This is a genomic window from Paenibacillus sp. PvR133, assembly GCF_017833155.1.
Classification (GTDB): Bacteria; Bacillota; Bacilli; order Paenibacillales; family Paenibacillaceae; genus Paenibacillus; species Paenibacillus polymyxa_B.
The window spans coordinates 5,099,693-5,116,981 of record NZ_JAFIBS010000001.1; the positions used below are offsets into that span (position 1 = coordinate 5,099,693).

15 protein-coding genes and 1 other annotated feature are annotated in these 17,289 nt (G+C 47.6%); of the genes, 1 reads left to right on the forward strand and 14 read right to left on the reverse strand.

The features are described 5' to 3' along the window. Window positions 1-14 precede the first annotated feature (14 nt). The 7 genes from carB to lspA all read right to left on the reverse strand — a co-directional run bounded on the left by carB (window position 15) and on the right by lspA (window position 9,258). Entirely contained in the window at window positions 15-3,230 is a 3,216-nt protein-coding gene (carB, locus tag JOE49_RS22230) for a carbamoyl-phosphate synthase large subunit (RefSeq protein ID WP_023989424.1), read from the reverse strand. A 1-nt stretch (window position 3,231) separates the two neighbouring features. Then, window positions 3,232-4,368: a glutamine-hydrolyzing carbamoyl-phosphate synthase small subunit gene (carA, locus tag JOE49_RS22235; RefSeq protein ID WP_209942865.1), complete on the reverse strand. Its 1,137-nt coding sequence runs from the start codon at window positions 4,366-4,368 to the stop codon at window positions 3,232-3,234. Window positions 4,369-4,429: 61 nt separating this feature from the next. Continuing rightward, the gene (locus JOE49_RS22240) at window positions 4,430-5,752 is read right to left on the reverse strand and encodes a dihydroorotase (RefSeq protein WP_028540490.1); all 1,323 of its coding nucleotides are present in this window, start codon (window positions 5,750-5,752) and stop codon (window positions 4,430-4,432) included. A gap of 59 nt (window positions 5,753-5,811) precedes the next feature. After that, window positions 5,812-6,726 carry an aspartate carbamoyltransferase catalytic subunit gene (locus tag JOE49_RS22245; protein WP_209942867.1) on the reverse strand — a complete coding sequence of 305 codons (915 nt, stop codon included), beginning with the start codon at window positions 6,724-6,726 and terminating at the stop codon, window positions 5,812-5,814. Further along, the gene (gene pyrR / locus JOE49_RS22250; RefSeq protein WP_043882258.1) at window positions 6,723-7,289 is read right to left on the reverse strand and encodes a bifunctional pyr operon transcriptional regulator/uracil phosphoribosyltransferase PyrR; all 567 of its coding nucleotides are present in this window, start codon (window positions 7,287-7,289) and stop codon (window positions 6,723-6,725) included. Before pyrR ends, JOE49_RS22245 begins: the two co-directional genes overlap by 4 nt. A gap of 504 nt (window positions 7,290-7,793) precedes the next feature. After that, window positions 7,794-8,765 carry an RluA family pseudouridine synthase gene (locus JOE49_RS22255; RefSeq protein ID WP_209942869.1) on the reverse strand — a complete coding sequence of 324 codons (972 nt, stop codon included), beginning with the start codon at window positions 8,763-8,765 and terminating at the stop codon, window positions 7,794-7,796. Window position 8,766: 1 nt separating this feature from the next. Next, on the reverse strand, window positions 8,767-9,258 hold the full coding sequence (gene lspA / locus JOE49_RS22260; RefSeq protein WP_023989430.1) for a signal peptidase II: 492 nt from the start codon (window positions 9,256-9,258) through the stop codon (window positions 8,767-8,769). Between the two features lie 235 nt (window positions 9,259-9,493). Here lspA and JOE49_RS22265 point away from each other — a divergent pair, with 235 nt between their 5' ends. Then, the gene (locus JOE49_RS22265) at window positions 9,494-10,228 is read left to right on the forward strand and encodes a TraR/DksA C4-type zinc finger protein (RefSeq protein WP_025718631.1); all 735 of its coding nucleotides are present in this window, start codon (window positions 9,494-9,496) and stop codon (window positions 10,226-10,228) included. A 22-nt stretch (window positions 10,229-10,250) separates the two neighbouring features. Here the strand turns inward: JOE49_RS22265 and JOE49_RS22270 are convergent, their stop codons facing one another. From JOE49_RS22270 to JOE49_RS22300, 7 genes are all read right to left on the reverse strand, one after another. Beyond that, window positions 10,251-10,643 (reverse strand): DUF5665 domain-containing protein, encoded by a 393-nt coding sequence (locus JOE49_RS22270; protein ID WP_226887732.1) that lies wholly within the window; start codon window positions 10,641-10,643, stop codon window positions 10,251-10,253. A gap of 140 nt (window positions 10,644-10,783) precedes the next feature. Next, window positions 10,784-13,873 carry an isoleucine--tRNA ligase gene (gene ileS, locus JOE49_RS22275; RefSeq protein ID WP_209942871.1) on the reverse strand — a complete coding sequence of 1,030 codons (3,090 nt, stop codon included), beginning with the start codon at window positions 13,871-13,873 and terminating at the stop codon, window positions 10,784-10,786. 78 nt (window positions 13,874-13,951) lie between these two features. Next, window positions 13,952-14,235: a binding site (T-box leader), on the reverse strand. Window positions 14,236-14,403: 168 nt separating this feature from the next. Beyond that, window positions 14,404-14,913 (reverse strand): DivIVA domain-containing protein, encoded by a 510-nt coding sequence (locus tag JOE49_RS22280; RefSeq protein ID WP_023989434.1) that lies wholly within the window; start codon window positions 14,911-14,913, stop codon window positions 14,404-14,406. A gap of 172 nt (window positions 14,914-15,085) precedes the next feature. Continuing rightward, window positions 15,086-15,868, reverse strand: coding sequence for a YlmH family RNA-binding protein (locus JOE49_RS22285; protein ID WP_075154451.1), 783 nt, complete (start codon window positions 15,866-15,868; stop codon window positions 15,086-15,088). Between the two features lie 8 nt (window positions 15,869-15,876). Next, window positions 15,877-16,134 carry a YggT family protein gene (locus JOE49_RS22290; RefSeq protein ID WP_023989436.1) on the reverse strand — a complete coding sequence of 86 codons (258 nt, stop codon included), beginning with the start codon at window positions 16,132-16,134 and terminating at the stop codon, window positions 15,877-15,879. Window positions 16,135-16,141: 7 nt separating this feature from the next. Further along, the gene (locus tag JOE49_RS22295; protein ID WP_023989437.1) at window positions 16,142-16,594 is read right to left on the reverse strand and encodes a cell division protein SepF; all 453 of its coding nucleotides are present in this window, start codon (window positions 16,592-16,594) and stop codon (window positions 16,142-16,144) included. Beyond that, complete coding sequence (locus JOE49_RS22300) at window positions 16,585-17,286, reverse strand: YggS family pyridoxal phosphate-dependent enzyme (protein ID WP_025718637.1); 702 nt, start codon at window positions 17,284-17,286, stop codon at window positions 16,585-16,587. The genes JOE49_RS22295 and JOE49_RS22300 overlap by 10 nt, the downstream gene beginning before the upstream one ends. Between the last annotated feature and the right edge of the window lie 3 nt (window positions 17,287-17,289).

The window sequence follows — 17,289 nt, forward strand, 5'->3', positions numbered from 1 at the left end:
CTATTCGTAACGCATTAGTTGCTTAGGACCGGCATGGATTCGGATGTGAAATTGATCGTTTCCAGCATTCTTAGCAAAGCGCGTACTGTATCCAGTGAGGTCATGCAGACGATGCCATTCTCAACCGCTTCACGGCGAATACGGAATCCATCACGCTCTGGCGTTTTGCCTTTGGTCAGCGTATTGAAGACAAAGTTGGCTTCACCCGTACGGATCATATCCAGGATGTTCGGGTTACCTTCGCTCAGCTTGTTGATCGTGTTCACCGGAATATTGGCCTGCTTCATAGCAGCCGCCGTTCCACCTGTTGCAATAATTTTATAGCCCAGTCTGTAAAAGCCCTGCATCAACTCGACAGCTTCTTCTTTGTCCTTATCTGCCACTGTAATGATGATTGCTCCAGTAGATGGAATTTTCATGCCAGCCCCCACAAGTCCTTTGTACAGTGCTTTGGCATACTGAATATCGCGTCCCATGACTTCACCTGTCGATTTCATTTCTGGGCCCAGCGTCGGCTCTACACGGCGCAGTTTGGCAAAGGAGAATACCGGAACCTTAACCGAGACATAATTACTTTCAGGCCAAAGGCCTTCTGAATAACCTGCATCTTTAAGCTTACCGCCCAAAATAGCCTGTGTAGCCAGATTCGCCATCGGGATATTCGTTACTTTACTCAAGAAAGGAACCGTCCGCGAGGAGCGAGGATTAACCTCGATCACGTACACCTGGTCTTGATGAATGACAAACTGGATATTTACCAGACCGATCGTTTTTAATTCTTTGGCGATACTGATTGTAATTTCCACAATTTTTTGTTTCAGCTCGGCAGACAAGTGCTGTGGTGGATACACCGCGATCGAGTCACCTGAGTGAACCCCGGCCCGTTCTACATGCTCCATAATACCTGGTACCAATACTGTCTCGCCGTCGCAGATGGCGTCGACCTCAACTTCTTTACCCAGCATATAACGGTCGATGAGCACCGGATGCTCTGGATTGATTTTAACCGCTTCTTCCATGTACCGCAGCAATTCCGTATCTGAGTACACGATTTCCATAGCGCGCCCGCCCAGAACGTAGGATGGACGTACCAGGACCGGATAGCCTAGCGCCTGTGCGGTTCCTACTGCTTCATCTACCGATGTGACCGTGTTGCCTTTAGGCTGTGCGATAGCCAGACGAGACAAAAGTTGCTCGAACTTTTTCCGGTCTTCCGCTTCATCGATACTTTCCAGACTCGTACCCAAAATATTCACGCCTGCCGCACTCAGCGGAGCTGCGAGATTAATGGCCGTTTGACCACCGAACTGGACGATAACCCCAATCGGTTTTTCCTGCTCGATGACATTCATTACATCTTCGAAGAAGAGCGGTTCAAAGTAGAGGCGATCGGATGTGTTAAAGTCCGTAGATACCGTCTCCGGGTTGTTATTGATAATCACTGCTTCGTAGCCTGCTTTTTGAATAGCCCATACCGCATGTACAGTGGAGTAATCAAATTCAATCCCTTGCCCGATCCGAATCGGTCCGGAGCCGAGTACGATAACTTTCTCTTTGTTAGATGGAATAACTTCATTTTCCACCTCGTAAGAGGAGTAGTAGTACGGAGTTGTGGCTTCAAACTCGGCTGCGCACGTATCTACCATTTTGTAGACCGGACGCAGGTTTTGAGCTAGACGGAATTCACGTACCTCACGCTCGGTTGTCATACTGTCGTTTTGGCCCATACTGCGAATCTCGGCGATAGAGCGGTCGGTAAAACCTTTACGTTTGGCCTGATAGAGTGTTTCGTAGGTCAGCTCAGACTCTCCAGCGATGATGGCTTCGAACTTGACGATTCCCTCTACCTTATCGAGGAACCACCAGTCAATTTTCGTCAAATCTTGAATCTCCTGCTGCTGCCAGCCGCGACGGAACGCCTCGGCTACCAAGAACAAACGCTCATCATCTGCTTTAATCAGGCGATCCTTGAGCACGTCATCAGACAGCTGTTCGGCTCCCTTAAGATGCAGACGGTTTACACCGATTTCCAACGACCGTACCGCTTTATGGATGGACTCTTCGAATGTGCGTCCGATGGCCATGACTTCACCCGTTGCTTTCATTTGCGTGCCCAGCTTGCGGTTGGCAGAAATGAATTTGTCAAATGGCCAGCGTGGTATTTTGCTCACGATGTAATCCAGTGTTGGCTCAAAGCAAGCATACGTTTGTCCCGTTACCGGATTCACAATTTCATCCAACGTGTAGCCCAGTGCAATTTTGGCAGCCATTTTAGCAATCGGATATCCAGTTGCCTTGGAAGCCAGTGCCGAGGAGCGGCTTACGCGCGGATTTACTTCAATTACATAGTATTGATAGCTGTGCGGATCAAGCGCAAACTGTACATTACAGCCGCCTTCGATATTGAGGGCGCGGATAATTTTCAGAGAAGCGGAGCGCAGCATCTGGTATTCGCGATCTGACAGCGTCTGACTCGGAGCTACGACGATACTGTCACCAGTATGCACGCCGACTGGATCAAAGTTCTCCATATTACAAACAACGATGCAGTTATCATTGCCGTCACGCATGACCTCATACTCGACTTCCTTCATACCTGCGATACTTTTTTCCACCAAACATTGTCCGATTGGACTGTATCTCAAGCCAGAGCTGACGGTTTCACGCAGTTCTTCTTCTGTAGAGCAGATACCACCGCCTGTTCCCCCTAGCGTATAAGCAGGGCGAACGATAATTGGATAACCGATTTCGTTAGCAAATTCTAACGATTCCTCTAAGGTTGTTACAATTACACTCTCTGGTACAGGCTGTTCCAACTCGCGCATCAAATCACGGAACAGATCACGATCTTCGGCTTGTTCTATCGAATTCAGTTGAGTTCCCAGCAGCTTGACGTTTTCACGCTCCAGCACTCCGGCGCGAGCCAGTTCCACTGCCATATTCAGACCTGTCTGTCCTCCCAGCGTAGGAAGCAGACCATCTGGACGCTCTTGACGGATAATCTGTGTTACAAAATCAAGTGTGATCGGCTCGATGTATACTTTGTCTGCCATGTTGGTGTCTGTCATGATGGTTGCCGGATTACTGTTGATCAGTACTACCTCGACGCCTTCTTCTTTGAGCGCTTGACAAGCTTGTGTACCAGCGTAATCAAATTCTGCTGCCTGACCAATGACGATCGGACCGGAACCGATCACAAGTATTTTTTTAAGTTCTGTATTTTTCGGCATATTAGCGCTCTCCTCTCACTGCGGCGGCGATAGCAGCCTGACGCGGTTGCTTTGGATGATTTCTTTTGTGCTCACGGATCATGTCCAGAAAACGGTCAAACAGGTAGCCATTATCGTAAGGTCCTGGTGCAGCCTCTGGATGATATTGAACCGAAAACGCGGGATACTTGGTATGTTTAAGACCTTCAATCGTTTTATCGTTGTTATTAATATGCGTCACTTCAAGCTCAGTTCCTTGGATCGAATTCTCATTCACCGTGTAGCCGTGATTTTGTGATGTGATAAAGCAACGTCCGCTCTCCAGTTCTTTCACCGGGTGGTTACCACCGCGATGTCCGAATTTCAGCTTCTCCGTATCCGCTCCCGAAGCTAAAGCGAACAACTGGTGTCCCAAGCAAATTCCGAAAATCGGGTATTCCCCTAACAGTTCAGCTACCGTACGAACGGCATGGGGTACGTCTTTTGGATCTCCAGGGCCGTTAGACAGCTGGATACCGTCCGGGTCCAAACGGCGAATTTCCTCAGCCGTCGTATCATGTGGAACGACAACCACATCGCAGTCCCGTTTATTCAGTTCGCGCAAAATGCCGCTTTTTGCACCGTAGTCAATCAGTACGATCCGCTTTCCGTTGCCAGGACTGCTGTACGGATGAGGTGTGGAAGTCATAGGAACCTGATTACGCAATTCTTCAATGGTGAGGTCAGACATCATTTCTTTCAGTTCTTCCAGCGGCTGGGAACCAGTCGTCAAAATGCCCTTCATCGTGCCGTGATGGCGAATAATCCGGGTAAGCATGCGGGTGTCGATGTCGCTAATGCCAATGATGCCATATTCCTTCAGCAAATCGCCCACGCTGTATTGAGCACGCCAGTTACTTGGCGCCGGCTCGTAATGTCGAACAGCAAAGCCATGGACATAAGGCCGTACCGATTCAAAGTCATCCCGAGTAATTCCGTAATTGCCAATCAGCGGGTAAGTCATCGTTACGATTTGTCCGCAATAAGAGGGATCAGTCAGCACCTCTTGATAGCCTGTAATCCCTGTGTTGAAAACGACCTCGCCTGTTTTTTCACCTTCCGCACCAAATGATGTGCCTGTAAACAGCGTGCCGTCCTGAAGTAACAATCTTGCCTGCATCCCGTCTCACTCCTCTATATTGTTTCCTGCTATTAGGTTCTATTTATTTAGTGGTTTCTATTTATTTTGCTTCGTCAGCAGACCATACCAGTTTGCCGTCTACCCAAGTTTTCACGGGCCAGCCTTTGAGCTTCCAGCCTGTAAAAGGAGTGTTGCGTCCTTTGCTGGCAAACGTTTGCGGATCAACTGCCTGCTCCTGCTCCAGATCAATCATGGTCAGGTCAGCTGGAGCCCCTTCTTCCAGGCGTCCCGTATCAAGGCGGAAGACACGCGCTGGATCAGCAGTCATACGACGCACTAGAAAGTCCAGCGTCCACTGTCCGGTAGCTACGAATTTTGTGTACAACAGCGGAAAGGCCGTCTCAAAACCAACGATTCCGAATGGCGCCAGCTCCATACCTCTTGCCTTCTCTTCCTCACTGTGCGCTGCATGGTCGGTTACGACGATGTCAATCGTACCGTCTTCCAGTCCCTCTATGCATGCCTGCACATCACGTGGGGAGCGGAGCGGAGGATTCATTTTCCAGTTCGCATCCAGCCCAGGGATGTCCTCATCTGACAATACCAAGTGGTGTGGGCATACCTCAGCCGTTACCTTGATGCCAAAAGATTTCGCGTGGCGGATTAACCGCACTGACTGCTCCGTGCTGACATGGCATACATGATAGTGTGCCCCGGTTGCCTCGGATAGTAAAATGTCTCGTCCGACGTGAATGGCTTCGGATTCGTTCGGAATGCCTTTAAGTCCGTGGCGCTTAGCAAATTCGCCGTCCGTCACCGCCGCTCCTTCAACAAGCGTGTTATCCTCACAGTGTGCAATAACCGGCATATCCAGTGCTTTGGCCCGCGCCATGGCATCCTTCATCATTTGCGCGCTTTGCACCCCGACACCATCGTCAGTAAAGCCGATTGCACCCGCTGCTTTGAGCGCTTCAAAATCTGTCAGCTCACGCCCCAGTTCGTTTTTCGTAATGGCTGCGTAAGGAAGAACCTTGGCAAGCCCGGCTTCCTGTCCCTTTTTCAATACCAGCTGGACTGTGTCCACATTGTCAGTCACTGGACGTGTGTTTGGCATGCAGGCAATCGTCGTAAATCCGCCTTTCACCGCCGCACGGCTGCCCGTTTCAATCGTTTCTTTATATTCAAAGCCAGGTTCTCTCAGATGCACATGCATGTCGATTAAACCGGGGATGACCAGTTTTCCCTGGGCATCGATTTTTTCAACTTCGCGCTCCTGCTCAGATGCCCCTTCTTCTATAAGTAGGCTGACTCCAGCATCTGCATTTGCGATAGCCAAAATTTTTCCGTCGGCGATTAGGATGGATTTCAATTCAGCCTCGCCCTGCTCGTTCAATACGCTTGCATTCATTATTAATTGTTTCATCTGAAATATTCCTCCGCTCAGTTTTCTGCAACTTTTTCCTACGATCCAATTGACAGCTTCTACAGCTTCATTGCCCGTTCCATAACCGCCATGCGGATCGGAACTCCGTTTGCCATTTGCGGAAAAATTCGCGATTGTTCGCTTTCCACAACTGCACTATCAATTTCCACATTCCGATTCACTGGAGCTGGATGCATGATAATCGTTCCGGGCTTCAGGTTCGCTGCTCTTTTTTCTGTCAAACCGTACTGCTCTCGATACTCATCCGCTGAGCGCAACATCCCTTCAGCATGCCGTTCCAGCTGTACCCGAAGCATCATGACCACGTCCGCCTGTAGTGCCTCTTGCATCGGAACATAGGGCGCGTACGCCGCAAGATCAGGTGCTTTCATATTATCAGGAGCGCAGAAGCTAACCTTGGCTCCGAATTTTTGCAAGGCCCACAGATTCGAGCGAGCGACACGGCTGTGCAGAATGTCTCCTATGATGGATACTCTCAAGCCTTTAAGCTCACCGAAAGTTTTGCGCATGGTGTACAGGTCCAGCAGAGCCTGCGTTGGATGCTCATTGTTGCCGTCCCCCGCATTAACCAGTGGGACACTGACCTTCTCAGCGAGCTCTTGCAGCACTCCGGCTGGTTTTAACCGGATGACTCCTGCGTCAATGCCCATGGATTCGAGCGTACGTACTGTATCGTAAATGGACTCCCCTTTTTCCACACTGGAAGCCGCAGCGGAAAAGTTCAAAACCTGAGCGCCCAGCCGCTTCTCTGCCATTTCAAAAGAAAAGCGGGTGCGAGTGCTGTTTTCAAAAAACATGTTGGCCGCAAAGCGTGATTGCAGTACTGGAACCAGTTTTTCTGGTTGAGACTCCCAATAATGAGCGCGATCCAGAATGGACTCGATTTCATTTCGGCTAAGTTCCTTTAACCCGAGCAGGCTACGTTCTTTAAGTTGACTGGCTGTTGTGATCATAGCTGTTCCCCCCGGTTCTGAATGATTGTCACTTCGTCCTTACCGTCCGTCTCTTGAAGGGCTACTACGATTTCCTCAGATTTGGAGGTCGGGATGTTCTTGCCGATGTAATCCGGACGAATCGGAAGCTCACGATGTCCGCGATCCGCTAGCACTGCCAGCTGAATCATTTGCGGTCGTCCGCAGTGCATCAATGCATCCATCGCCGCGCGGATGGTGCGGCCTGTATACAGCACATCGTCAAAGAGAATGACTTTCTTATCATGAACCGATACGTCAGCAGGATTCATCAAAAGCTCTTTTCCATTTCCTTTAGCTTCGGCTACGCTGCTCCGGTCATCCCGGTAAGCTGTGACATCCAGCTCTCCCCATGGAATTGGTGCGCCTTCAATTTCAGCAATTTTTTCAGCCAGGCGTTGCGCCAGATGAACTCCACGTGTTCGAATACCTACTAGCACACAATCGTCAATACCTTTGTTTTTCTCCAAAATTTCATGTGCAATCCGTGTCAATGCCCGACGAATCGCAATTTCATCCATCAGTACATGTGTTTCATTACTCATGCTTCCAGCCTCCTCAGGTGATGTTCCCTTCAGACCTGGTCCCGTGTTCGGATACAAAAAAGACTCCTTGCCCAAGTTTGGCAAGGAGTCTCGTGTGAACAGTCTTCTACTGTTCTCCGATCTCTCGGACACACTGAAGACATACCGCCGCAGCGGATGCACTGATCAGTGATCCATTCACGTTACCTTGCCAGCCTCACGGGACTGATTTAAAGGTGCTATTCAGGATTTCCTTTGTCCTGCTTCTCATAGTATGAGATGGTTAGCCATCTCTTGGACAAAGTTCATCGCAACTACGAGAAGTATGACAGATTGAAAATCGTGTGTCAACACCCGTTCAACCGGAACCACCGGAAGCACTCTAATAATTATACAACTTCATTGTATAATTATCCATAGTTGTTTTTACCCATACCTTATCCCACAATAAAAAAACCGCCATTTAGGCGGTTTAACTTAATAATTTATTCAGGTTTGTGAATAGGAATGCAAATTATCATTGTTTTAGCGACTACGCAAGGATGCTAACACATCCTCCATATCAGGAGGGATCGGTCTGTTGAATTCCATGTATTCTCCATTGGATGGATGCTTAAAGCCCAGTACCGCCGCATGCAGCGCCTGACCATCCATACGAACCCCTTTGCTGCGTCCATACATAGGGTCGCCAACCAATGGGTGTCCAATAAATTTCATGTGAACACGAATTTGGTGTGTGCGTCCTGTTTCCAATTGAAGTTCAAGCAGGGTATAATCCCCCAACCGTTCAATGACGAGAAAATGGGTGACTGCATGCTTGCTGTTACGTTCCGTCACTGTGAACAATTTGCGATCACCCGAATCGCGGCCAATCGGAGCATCTACCGTTCCCTGATCGTGGCTCAAATGACCGTGAACTAAGGCTATATATTTCCGAGTCACACTATGGTCCTTAAGCTGTGCTGCAAGTGATGCGTGAGCCTGATCATTTTTAGCCGCCATCAGCAGTCCTGATGTATCCTTATCAATACGGTGAACAATACCAGGACGTAATTCCCCATTGATGCCGGAAAGATCGTGGCAGTGGTACATCAGTGCGTTAACCAATGTTCCCGAAGAGTGTCCCGGTGCAGGATGCACGACCAGACCACGTTGCTTGTTAATAACAATAACGTCCGAATCCTCGTAAACGACATCCAACGGAATATTTTCCGGTACAATATCTACACTTTCTGGCTCCGGTACCGATAATACAATACGATCTCCTTCAGCCAGCTTGTAGTTCGCCTTGATCGCCGTACCGTTCACCAACACCCGACCATTTCCGATCCACAGCTGTATCTGAGAACGAGACACTTCCTTCATTTCTTCGGCGATATATTTGTCTATACGTGTTTTGGCATCCACGGAATCCGCTGTCCATTCCAGAGATTCACTCTCCAGTTCGTCTTCATAAGACAGACCTGCGGCTTCGCCATTTTCATTCACTTCGCTCATGCTATGACTTCCCTTCAATGCTATCATTGCCATTTCCTTTTTCCCGACGCGATTCCAGCAATGTATCCAAAATAATCAGTGCTACACCGATGACAATCGCCGAATCTGCCACATTAAAAATCGGGAACGTATAGCTTCCAAAATTGAATTGCGCAAAATCAACCACTTCACCTGAAATAGCCCGATCCAAAAAGTTACCGACTGCTCCCCCCAGCACCAAACTTAGCGCAACAGGAAGTAGCTTTTGTCCAGCCTTGACTGTTTTTCGCAGGTACCAGACGATACCGATCACCACTACAATTGTAATCACGATAAAAAGCCAACGTTGACCTTCCAAAATCCCAAAAGCGGCTCCACGATTACGATGGGAGGTGATTAAAAAGAAATTGCCGATGACTGGTATTTGCTCGTACAATTCCATCCGCGTAGCCACCAAATATTTGACTCCCTGATCAATCAAAAAAATAATTAGCGCAATACCAAAATAAATCACAGTCCTTCGTCACTCCGATCCGCTTATATCCGTTGTTGAACCCATTTATTGTAGCATAAGCGTTCTCAGATCGTCCACGAAACCCGCAAGCATCAAGTACAGATCATCTATAAAATGAACTCCACTGCATTTGATTAGAATTTCCTATGTAAAAGAGGCCTTCCCGGTGCAAACTACAAGGAGCATACTCGACACAACGCATGCGCATGTAAACCTAGAACAAGGAGAGGATTCCATGTCCCCATTGACGGAGCAACAATTGCAGGGCTTGCGTAACGAACTGCTGGAACGCAAAAAAGAAATTGAGCATCGTTTGCAGGACAACGGCCATTACGGACTCGGCGATTCCCAACGCGATCAAACCGGCGAGCTTTCTCCTATTGATAACCACCCAGGAGATCTGGCTACTGAAACCTACGAGCGAGCCAAGGATATTTCCTTACTGGAGCACGACGAATTCCAATTAGAACGCATCGAATCAGCTCTGATGGCCATGGAAAAGGGGACGTATGGCATTTGTGCCGCCAGCGGTAAACCCATTCCCTATGAGCGCCTACTGGCTGTTCCCTATACCATTTACTGTAAAGAGTACAGTCCCGAAACAGAAGTGTCTAACCGCCGCCCAGTGGAGGAAGAATTTCTCGCTCCCTCGTTCGGCAGAACAAGTCTGGATGAGCGTGATGATCAAAACGGCTTCGACGGTGAAGATGCCTGGCAGATCGTCGAAAATTGGGGTACCTCTAACACACCAGCCATGGCCGAAAGTGGAGAAATCCACAGTTATGATGATATGGAAATTGAAGCAGGCGACGATAATATGGGCTTCGTAGAACCATACGAAAGCTTTGTTGCTACTGACATTTATGGACAAAATGTTTCCGTTATTCGTAGTTCCATTTATCAGCGTTATATCGAAGATGGCGAGGGCGAAGGTCTACTGGAGCCGGATACGCACGAAGACGAATCGTGAACTTCAAAGTGGAGATCGCTGCCTAATAGGTAGTAAGCTCCAATTGTCGTTGTACAATTCGTACAATATCAGCGATATAATCACCGATAATCGGCAAATTCAACGCTCCGAGCACTTGCAGCACATAAATAATGGTAGCGGCAAAAAAAGTAAAACCTAGCGCGATGCCGATTCCCCTGGAAACGCCTGATATTAGATTTAGCCAAAGTAATCGCCAAGGCTTGTTCAGCAGCAAAGCATAATCTGCAATACGTGTCCGTTCCATCTGCTCTGACACAGCACGTATCAGCTTTTCAACACGACTTAATTGCTCTGCCTGATTACCTGTTTTGCTTTTATCTGCGGCTACGGCTGCTCCTTCTCCGTTCATCTCTCGGAGACTTCTCCCCTGTCTACGCCTTGATCGTGCCGTCATATGCACAATCCCCCTTTTCCCATGGCTGCCCTGAACGCAGCAAACGAGCCGAAGCACGTAACGGAGAAAAACCGTTTCCGATGCTTAGGCTCGTTTTTATATGCTGCCTGTTATTGTATTATGGGACAGGGGGCTTGTAATTATTCTCCAATATGAACGCCGATGGTTTTACCGTTCACATCCACATGTTCTGCCGGTTCGGCTTGACCAAATGTCACAGTAGTAACCAATACGTTCTCACGCAACACAGAATCGAAGCTTCCGATGGCCTGACGCAGCTCGTTATCTACATCCAACGTCAACGCCACATACTTTTCAATCGGCAGATCCAGTTTTTTACGATAATCCTGTACCGCACGAACCACTTCACGTACCCAACCCTCTTGCTCCAGCTCTGGCGTAATGTCTGTGTTCAACGCTACCGTTAAGCCATAACCGGAAGCAGAAGCGAAGCCTTCTTTCGCTTTTTTCTCCACCAGCAATTCTTCGGCCGTAACTTGCAGCTCTTCACCTTCTGGAGAAGCGACGTTTAACACTCCTTTTTCTACAACAGAACGGGTATCCTCAGCAGACATTCCTTTGAAAAAGTTTTGTAGGAAACCGACATTTTTGCCGTATTTCTTGCCTGCTACTTTCAAATTCAGTTTCAGTGTAAAATCTACAAAGCCGCTATCGTCCGTCTCAACATGAATATGCTTCACGTTAATCTCATCTTTGATGATTTCCTCATAGCCACTCAGTTCAAAGTCCTGATCCATGGACAGAATCAACTCGGACAACGGTTGACGCGTTTTCAAACCCGTTTCGTTGCGGACGTTACGCGCCAATTCAACGACACGGCGTGCCGTTTCCATATCTCGTTCCAGTTCCAGATCGATCAAGGACTCATTGGCAGTCGGATAATCATCCAGATGAACACTTTCCCCGTTGCTCAGATTGAGGTAAATATCCTCTGCAAGCAGTGGAGTAAACGGCGCAAGTAGTTTGGCAGTCGTTAACAGCACTTCGGTCAGTGTACGGTATGCATCCAGCTTATCTTCTGTAAGACCATTGCCCCAGAATCGGTCGCGTGAACGACGGATATACCAGTTGCTCAGCTCATCTACAAAGGACTCAATCGCTTTGGATGAGTTCAAGAAGTCATTTACAGCCAGCGCTTTGTCCACTACCAAAATCAGGCTGTTCAGACGGGACAAAATCCAGCGATCCAACTTATGAGCCGATGGTTTGAACGGATGCTGTGCCGGATCAAATCCGTCGATATCCGCATACAAGGTCAGAAAAGCGTGTGTATTGACAAGCGTATCCACCAGCTTCGATTTAGCCTCACCTACAATACCTTTGGAAAAACGCTTGCTATTCCATGGTGCACTATCAGACAGCAATGCCCAGCGGAAAGCATCTGTACCGTACTCGTCAATCACTTCCCACGGATCAATAACATTACCCTTGGATTTAGACATTTTCTGCCCCTGCTCATCCAGTACATGGCCTGTCGCCATGACAGCTTTATAAGGAGCTTTGCCAGTCAGCATAGTCGAAACCGCAAGCAAGCTATAGAACCAGCCACGAGTCTGGTCAATCCCTTCACAGATCATATCTGCCGGAAATTGCTGCTCGAACGTTTCATTATTTTCAAAAGGATAATGATGCTGCGCAAATGGCATGGAGCCACTATCGAACCATACGTCGATTACTTCCGGTGTACGAGTCATCTCGTATTTACCGCATTGGCTACGAACCTTAATATCATCTACATATGGTTTGTGCAGCTCGATGTCCGCTGGTACATCGCCAATCGCACGTTCCCTCAATTCAGCAATACTATGTGGAGCGAACTGTTCTCCAGTTTCCTCACAAACCCAGATGTTTAGCGGTGTACCCCAATAGCGATCGCGACTGATGTTCCAATCCACCAGTTCCTCCAAAAACTTGCCAAAACGTCCTTCACGTATATGCCCCGGGTACCATTCGACTTCACTGTTGTTGGCAATCAGTTGATCCTTGATCGCAGTTGTTTTGATAAACCAGCTGTCCATAGCATAGTACAATAATGGAGTATCGCAGCGCCAGCAGAACGGATAGCTATGCTCGTATTTTTCCTTGCTGTACAGCAAACCTTTTTCGGACAGCATTTTAACAATATCTACATCACAGTCTTTTACAAAACGGCCTGCAAAATCAGTGATTTCCTCTACATAGTTACCTTGGAGATCCACCACGTTGATGAATTCAACACCATTTTCACGACATACCCGGTAATCATCCTCACCGTGCGCCGGAGCCATATGAACGATACCTGTACCGCTGGAGTCTGTTACGAACTTCGCACCCAGAATCTGATTACCCTTCTCAACCTGAAAATACGTAAATGGCGGGGTATACGTTTGGCCAACCAGTTCTGAACCGGATAGCGTTCCAATCACTTCATGATCGCCTTTAATTACGTCCTCAACCAGATTTTTAGCAACGATGTATACACCGTCTTCCTGCTTCACACGTGCATATTCCAGTCCAGGGTTGACGGCGAGCGCCACGTGACTCGGCAAGGTCCAAGGCGTTGTCGTCCAAGCCAGAACATATTCACCACTGCTATGCAACTTGAATTTGGCCGTGGCACTCAGATCCTTCACATCTTTGTAGCCCTGCGCTACTTCATGAGAACTTAGCGTCGTCTGACAATCCGGGCAATACGGACTCACACGATGACCACGATACAGCAGATCTTTTTCATGAATTGTCGCCAAAATGTTCCATACGCTCTCGATATAGTTATTATCCAATGTAATGTACGGGTTATCGAGGTCAGTCCAGTATCCGATCGCTTCGGTTAGATCACGCCATTGTTGCTCGTACTCAAACACGCTTGCCTTACATTTTTTAATAAACTTTTCAACGCCATATTCTTCAATTTCAGGTTTGTGGGAGATTCCCAGTTGCTTTTGTACACCCAATTCTACCGGCAAGCCATGCGTGTCCCAGCCTGCCTTACGTACGACGCGGTATCCCTTCATTGTCTGATAGCGGCCTACAAAATCCTTAATTACACGGCCCAGCACGTGACCGATATGCGGTTTACCGTTAGCTGTTGGTGGGCCCTCATAAAATACAAAATTTGGATTTCCTTCACGATTTGTGATGGATTTACGGAATGTGTCCTCTTCTTTCCATTTGCTCAGGATGCGCAGGTCACGGGACCGTGCTTTTTCTTTAACATCCACTCTGTTCATACTTCATACTTCCTCTCTACTCATCATTGATTTCCCTAGCATTTCCTAAAAAAAGCAACAAAAAAAGCCCCATCCCTGTAAAGGGACGAGACTGTGCTCGCGTTACCACCCTGATTCCGTAAAAACAGACCATTCTAAAATACAGTCTCATCACGGCTCTCTGAGCCCCACTCAACTACAGCAGGGCGCCATTATAACGCATGGCAAACGGTGATTGCTTACACACGCCATAAAAAATCTTAAGCGCTTCAGCTCACTTCTCCGGGAGGATCTTCGGTCATGTTCTGAACGTTGGCTTGCACCGGAAGGCCAACTCTCTGAGGGACAAATCATGACGTACTCGTTCCCATCAACGAATTAAACATGTTAAATTCATCGAATATTAAATCAGCAACATCGTTGCCTTGAATAACAACCATCAGCCGACGGACGGATAATCATTGAATTCAGTATAGTATTTACAGTTATAGCCTGTTTAAAGATAAAAGTCAACCCTAACAAAGCCTAATAAAAGCTTGTCAGAAATGAAATTAGTAAATTTCTTTCATCTCACGCTCGCGCTCCAGTACTTCGCGTTCCCGGTTTTCAAGGGCTTCCCAGCCATCTTGGCTTAACAAATCAAGCTGTGCTTCCACCAGTGTACGAAACCGTGCTCGGTAAATCGATGCCTGCTTCTTCAGTTCTTCAACCTCCAACGCGATCTTGCGGGATTTAGACAATGCTTCGTTCACAATACGGTCCGCATTTTTTTCCGCTTCCTTCACGATCAGTTGGGATTCTTTCTTGGCGTTGTTACGAACTTCATCAGCCGCTTCCTGCGCCACGATAATCGTCTTACTCAGCGTATCCTCAATCGTCGCGAAATGATCGAGCTTCTCCTGTACGTTCAACAACTCGGTGCTCAGTTCTTTATTTTCACGAATAACGCCCTCGTAATCTTTGATCACCTGATCCAAAAATTCATTAACCTGATCCTCATCATAACCGCGAAGCCGGCGGGCAAATTCCTTGTTATGTATATCCAATGGCGTTAATGGCATGCCGTCCACCTCCTATAAGATTGACAAAAAATACATTTCCCGCGTCACGACGCTCACTATCATCTATCGGTCATCATACTCCGTTTTGTGAATACTGTACAGAGCAAAATCGTTCCAGTTCTTCGCTATAGCTTAATTCTTTCGACAGAAAGCTCGTGATTCCTGCCTACAGCTATACAAACTTACCAATTTTGACACGGAATCTTCCCTTTTTTGTCATCCCGTCTGTTTCAAGCACTTTGAAACGCCCAAAACCCTGCATGGAAATAACGTCCCCAGCTTTAAGTGGAGTGGATGGATTCTCCTCCACCTTCCAATTTACCCGGCACCGTCCCGCCCGAATCGGTGTTAATATTTTACTGCGGCTTAGCTTGTACACATCGCTGGCAATACCGTCCAGTCGTAAAGAAGCGACAGTCAGATCTAGCGCCTCTAATGCAACTTCCTTCGTTCGCAGACTCGCAACAGGCAACAGTTCTGTCCATACATGGACACGATGTACCTGCTGCAAATGCATCGTCATAAAATCGACAATCTCTGAAGCTACCAATACATGGCACCCATCATCTAGTACATGAATGTCCCCGATTTTCCCACGTTTGATTCCAAGTCCCAGTAGGGCACCTAGATAATCACCGTGTTCAAGAGTACCTACTTTATGATCGTCAGATGTGATGGAAAGGACCTGAATCCCCATCTCCTCACCGTCCAAATACGAATAATCGGGCGCAATAAGCGCCCGCTTTCGTTCTGAAGCCATATATCCGCCATCTACCCTAATCGTGACCTTGTCTTCCTTCGAAGCAAGTGTCTCCAATATGTACTGTTGGCGCGGGTCCAAAAAATCAGTCAGCTTCTGCTCATGATAAGCTCCCGCATGACTGATCCATTCGGAAGCGCGATCCACATAATCCCGTTCATCCGGGTGAAAATGCTCATAAATCTCAGTTCGCATAACTCCTCCTAGACGAAATTACCAATTAAAGAAATCAAACCGTATGACGCAAAACGCAGAGCAATCAGCGCAACGATGGGTGAAATATCAATCATCCCGAAGATTGGCGGTATAAACCTGCGAAAAGGAGACAAATACGGCTCCACAAACTTGGCAAGTAAATCGCCAATTACACTCTCTCTGGCATTAGGAAGCCATGACAGCAGAACATATGCAATGATCATGTACGAATAAATCTGAAATAGCCAGTAAATTACCTCGATCAAGAAAAGTTCACCTCATTCTGTTAAGTTCTTGTTCAGTGTCAGCCAGTATTTCCGTAATAGAGCCTTGAATCTCAACCGTGTCTGGTGTACACAGAAAAATATTGTTCCCGACCTTGGAAATACCACCACCCAGTGCATACACAGTACCACTCAAAAAATCAATAATGCGCAGCGCCTGATCCTTGCGAATTCGTTGCAAATTAACTACGACGGTACGATGGGAACGGATATGGTCGGCAATTTCCTGTGCTTCATCATAAGAACGCGGCTCATACAGGACAACTTTCACATTTTTCTGTGAATGGATGCTGACAACATTAGTGCTCTTCTGGTTCTTACGTTTATCAAAGCTTGGGGTTTCAATTTCTTGATCTTCCGGCGTATTCATAACCTCTCGCTCTATAACTTCCTCTTCTTCCTGAAGCCCCAGAAAGTTCATGAACTTATTCATTACGCCCAATGGAAATCCTCCTCTCGTCCGACCAGTACGGAACCAAGCCGCAGCCAGGTCGCTCCCTCTTCAACCGCCACTTCAAAATCATTGGACATCCCCATAGACAAGTGAACGATGGGTTCTCTGGTCAAGGCTTGTCCATTTAACCTATCCCGTAATTCACGTAATCCCCGAAACACAGGCCGAGTTTTTTCCGGGTCTTCCTCATGAGGAGCCATCGTCATCAAGCCAATTACGTCCACATGCTCCAACTCGCGAATTTGTTCCAAAAAGGGGACAACCGCCTCAGAGGACAAGCCATATTTGGATATTTCCCCAGAAATATTGACTTGCACAAAAGCTTTAACTCGCAGTCCCAGAGCGGCTGCCTTCTTGTCCAATTCCTGAGCGAGCGATAAGCGGTCAAGCGAATGTATAAATTTAAATTTTCCAATCACATCTTTAACCTTATTCGTTTGGAGATGACCAATAAAATGCCACGTTCCCCGGTCACCCAACTTGCTCCATTTATCCGCAGCATCCTGCCAGCGATTTTCGCCCACATGCTCTAAGTCGCTATCCAGTACCGATGTCATTGTCGCCGCCGAAACATATTTGGTGACAGCGATCACATTAACTTCATCACGCGAACGTCCGCTTCGGGCACATGCCGCTTCTACACGGGCATTCACTTCTTTAATTCGTTCCTCCAAAGACACGGG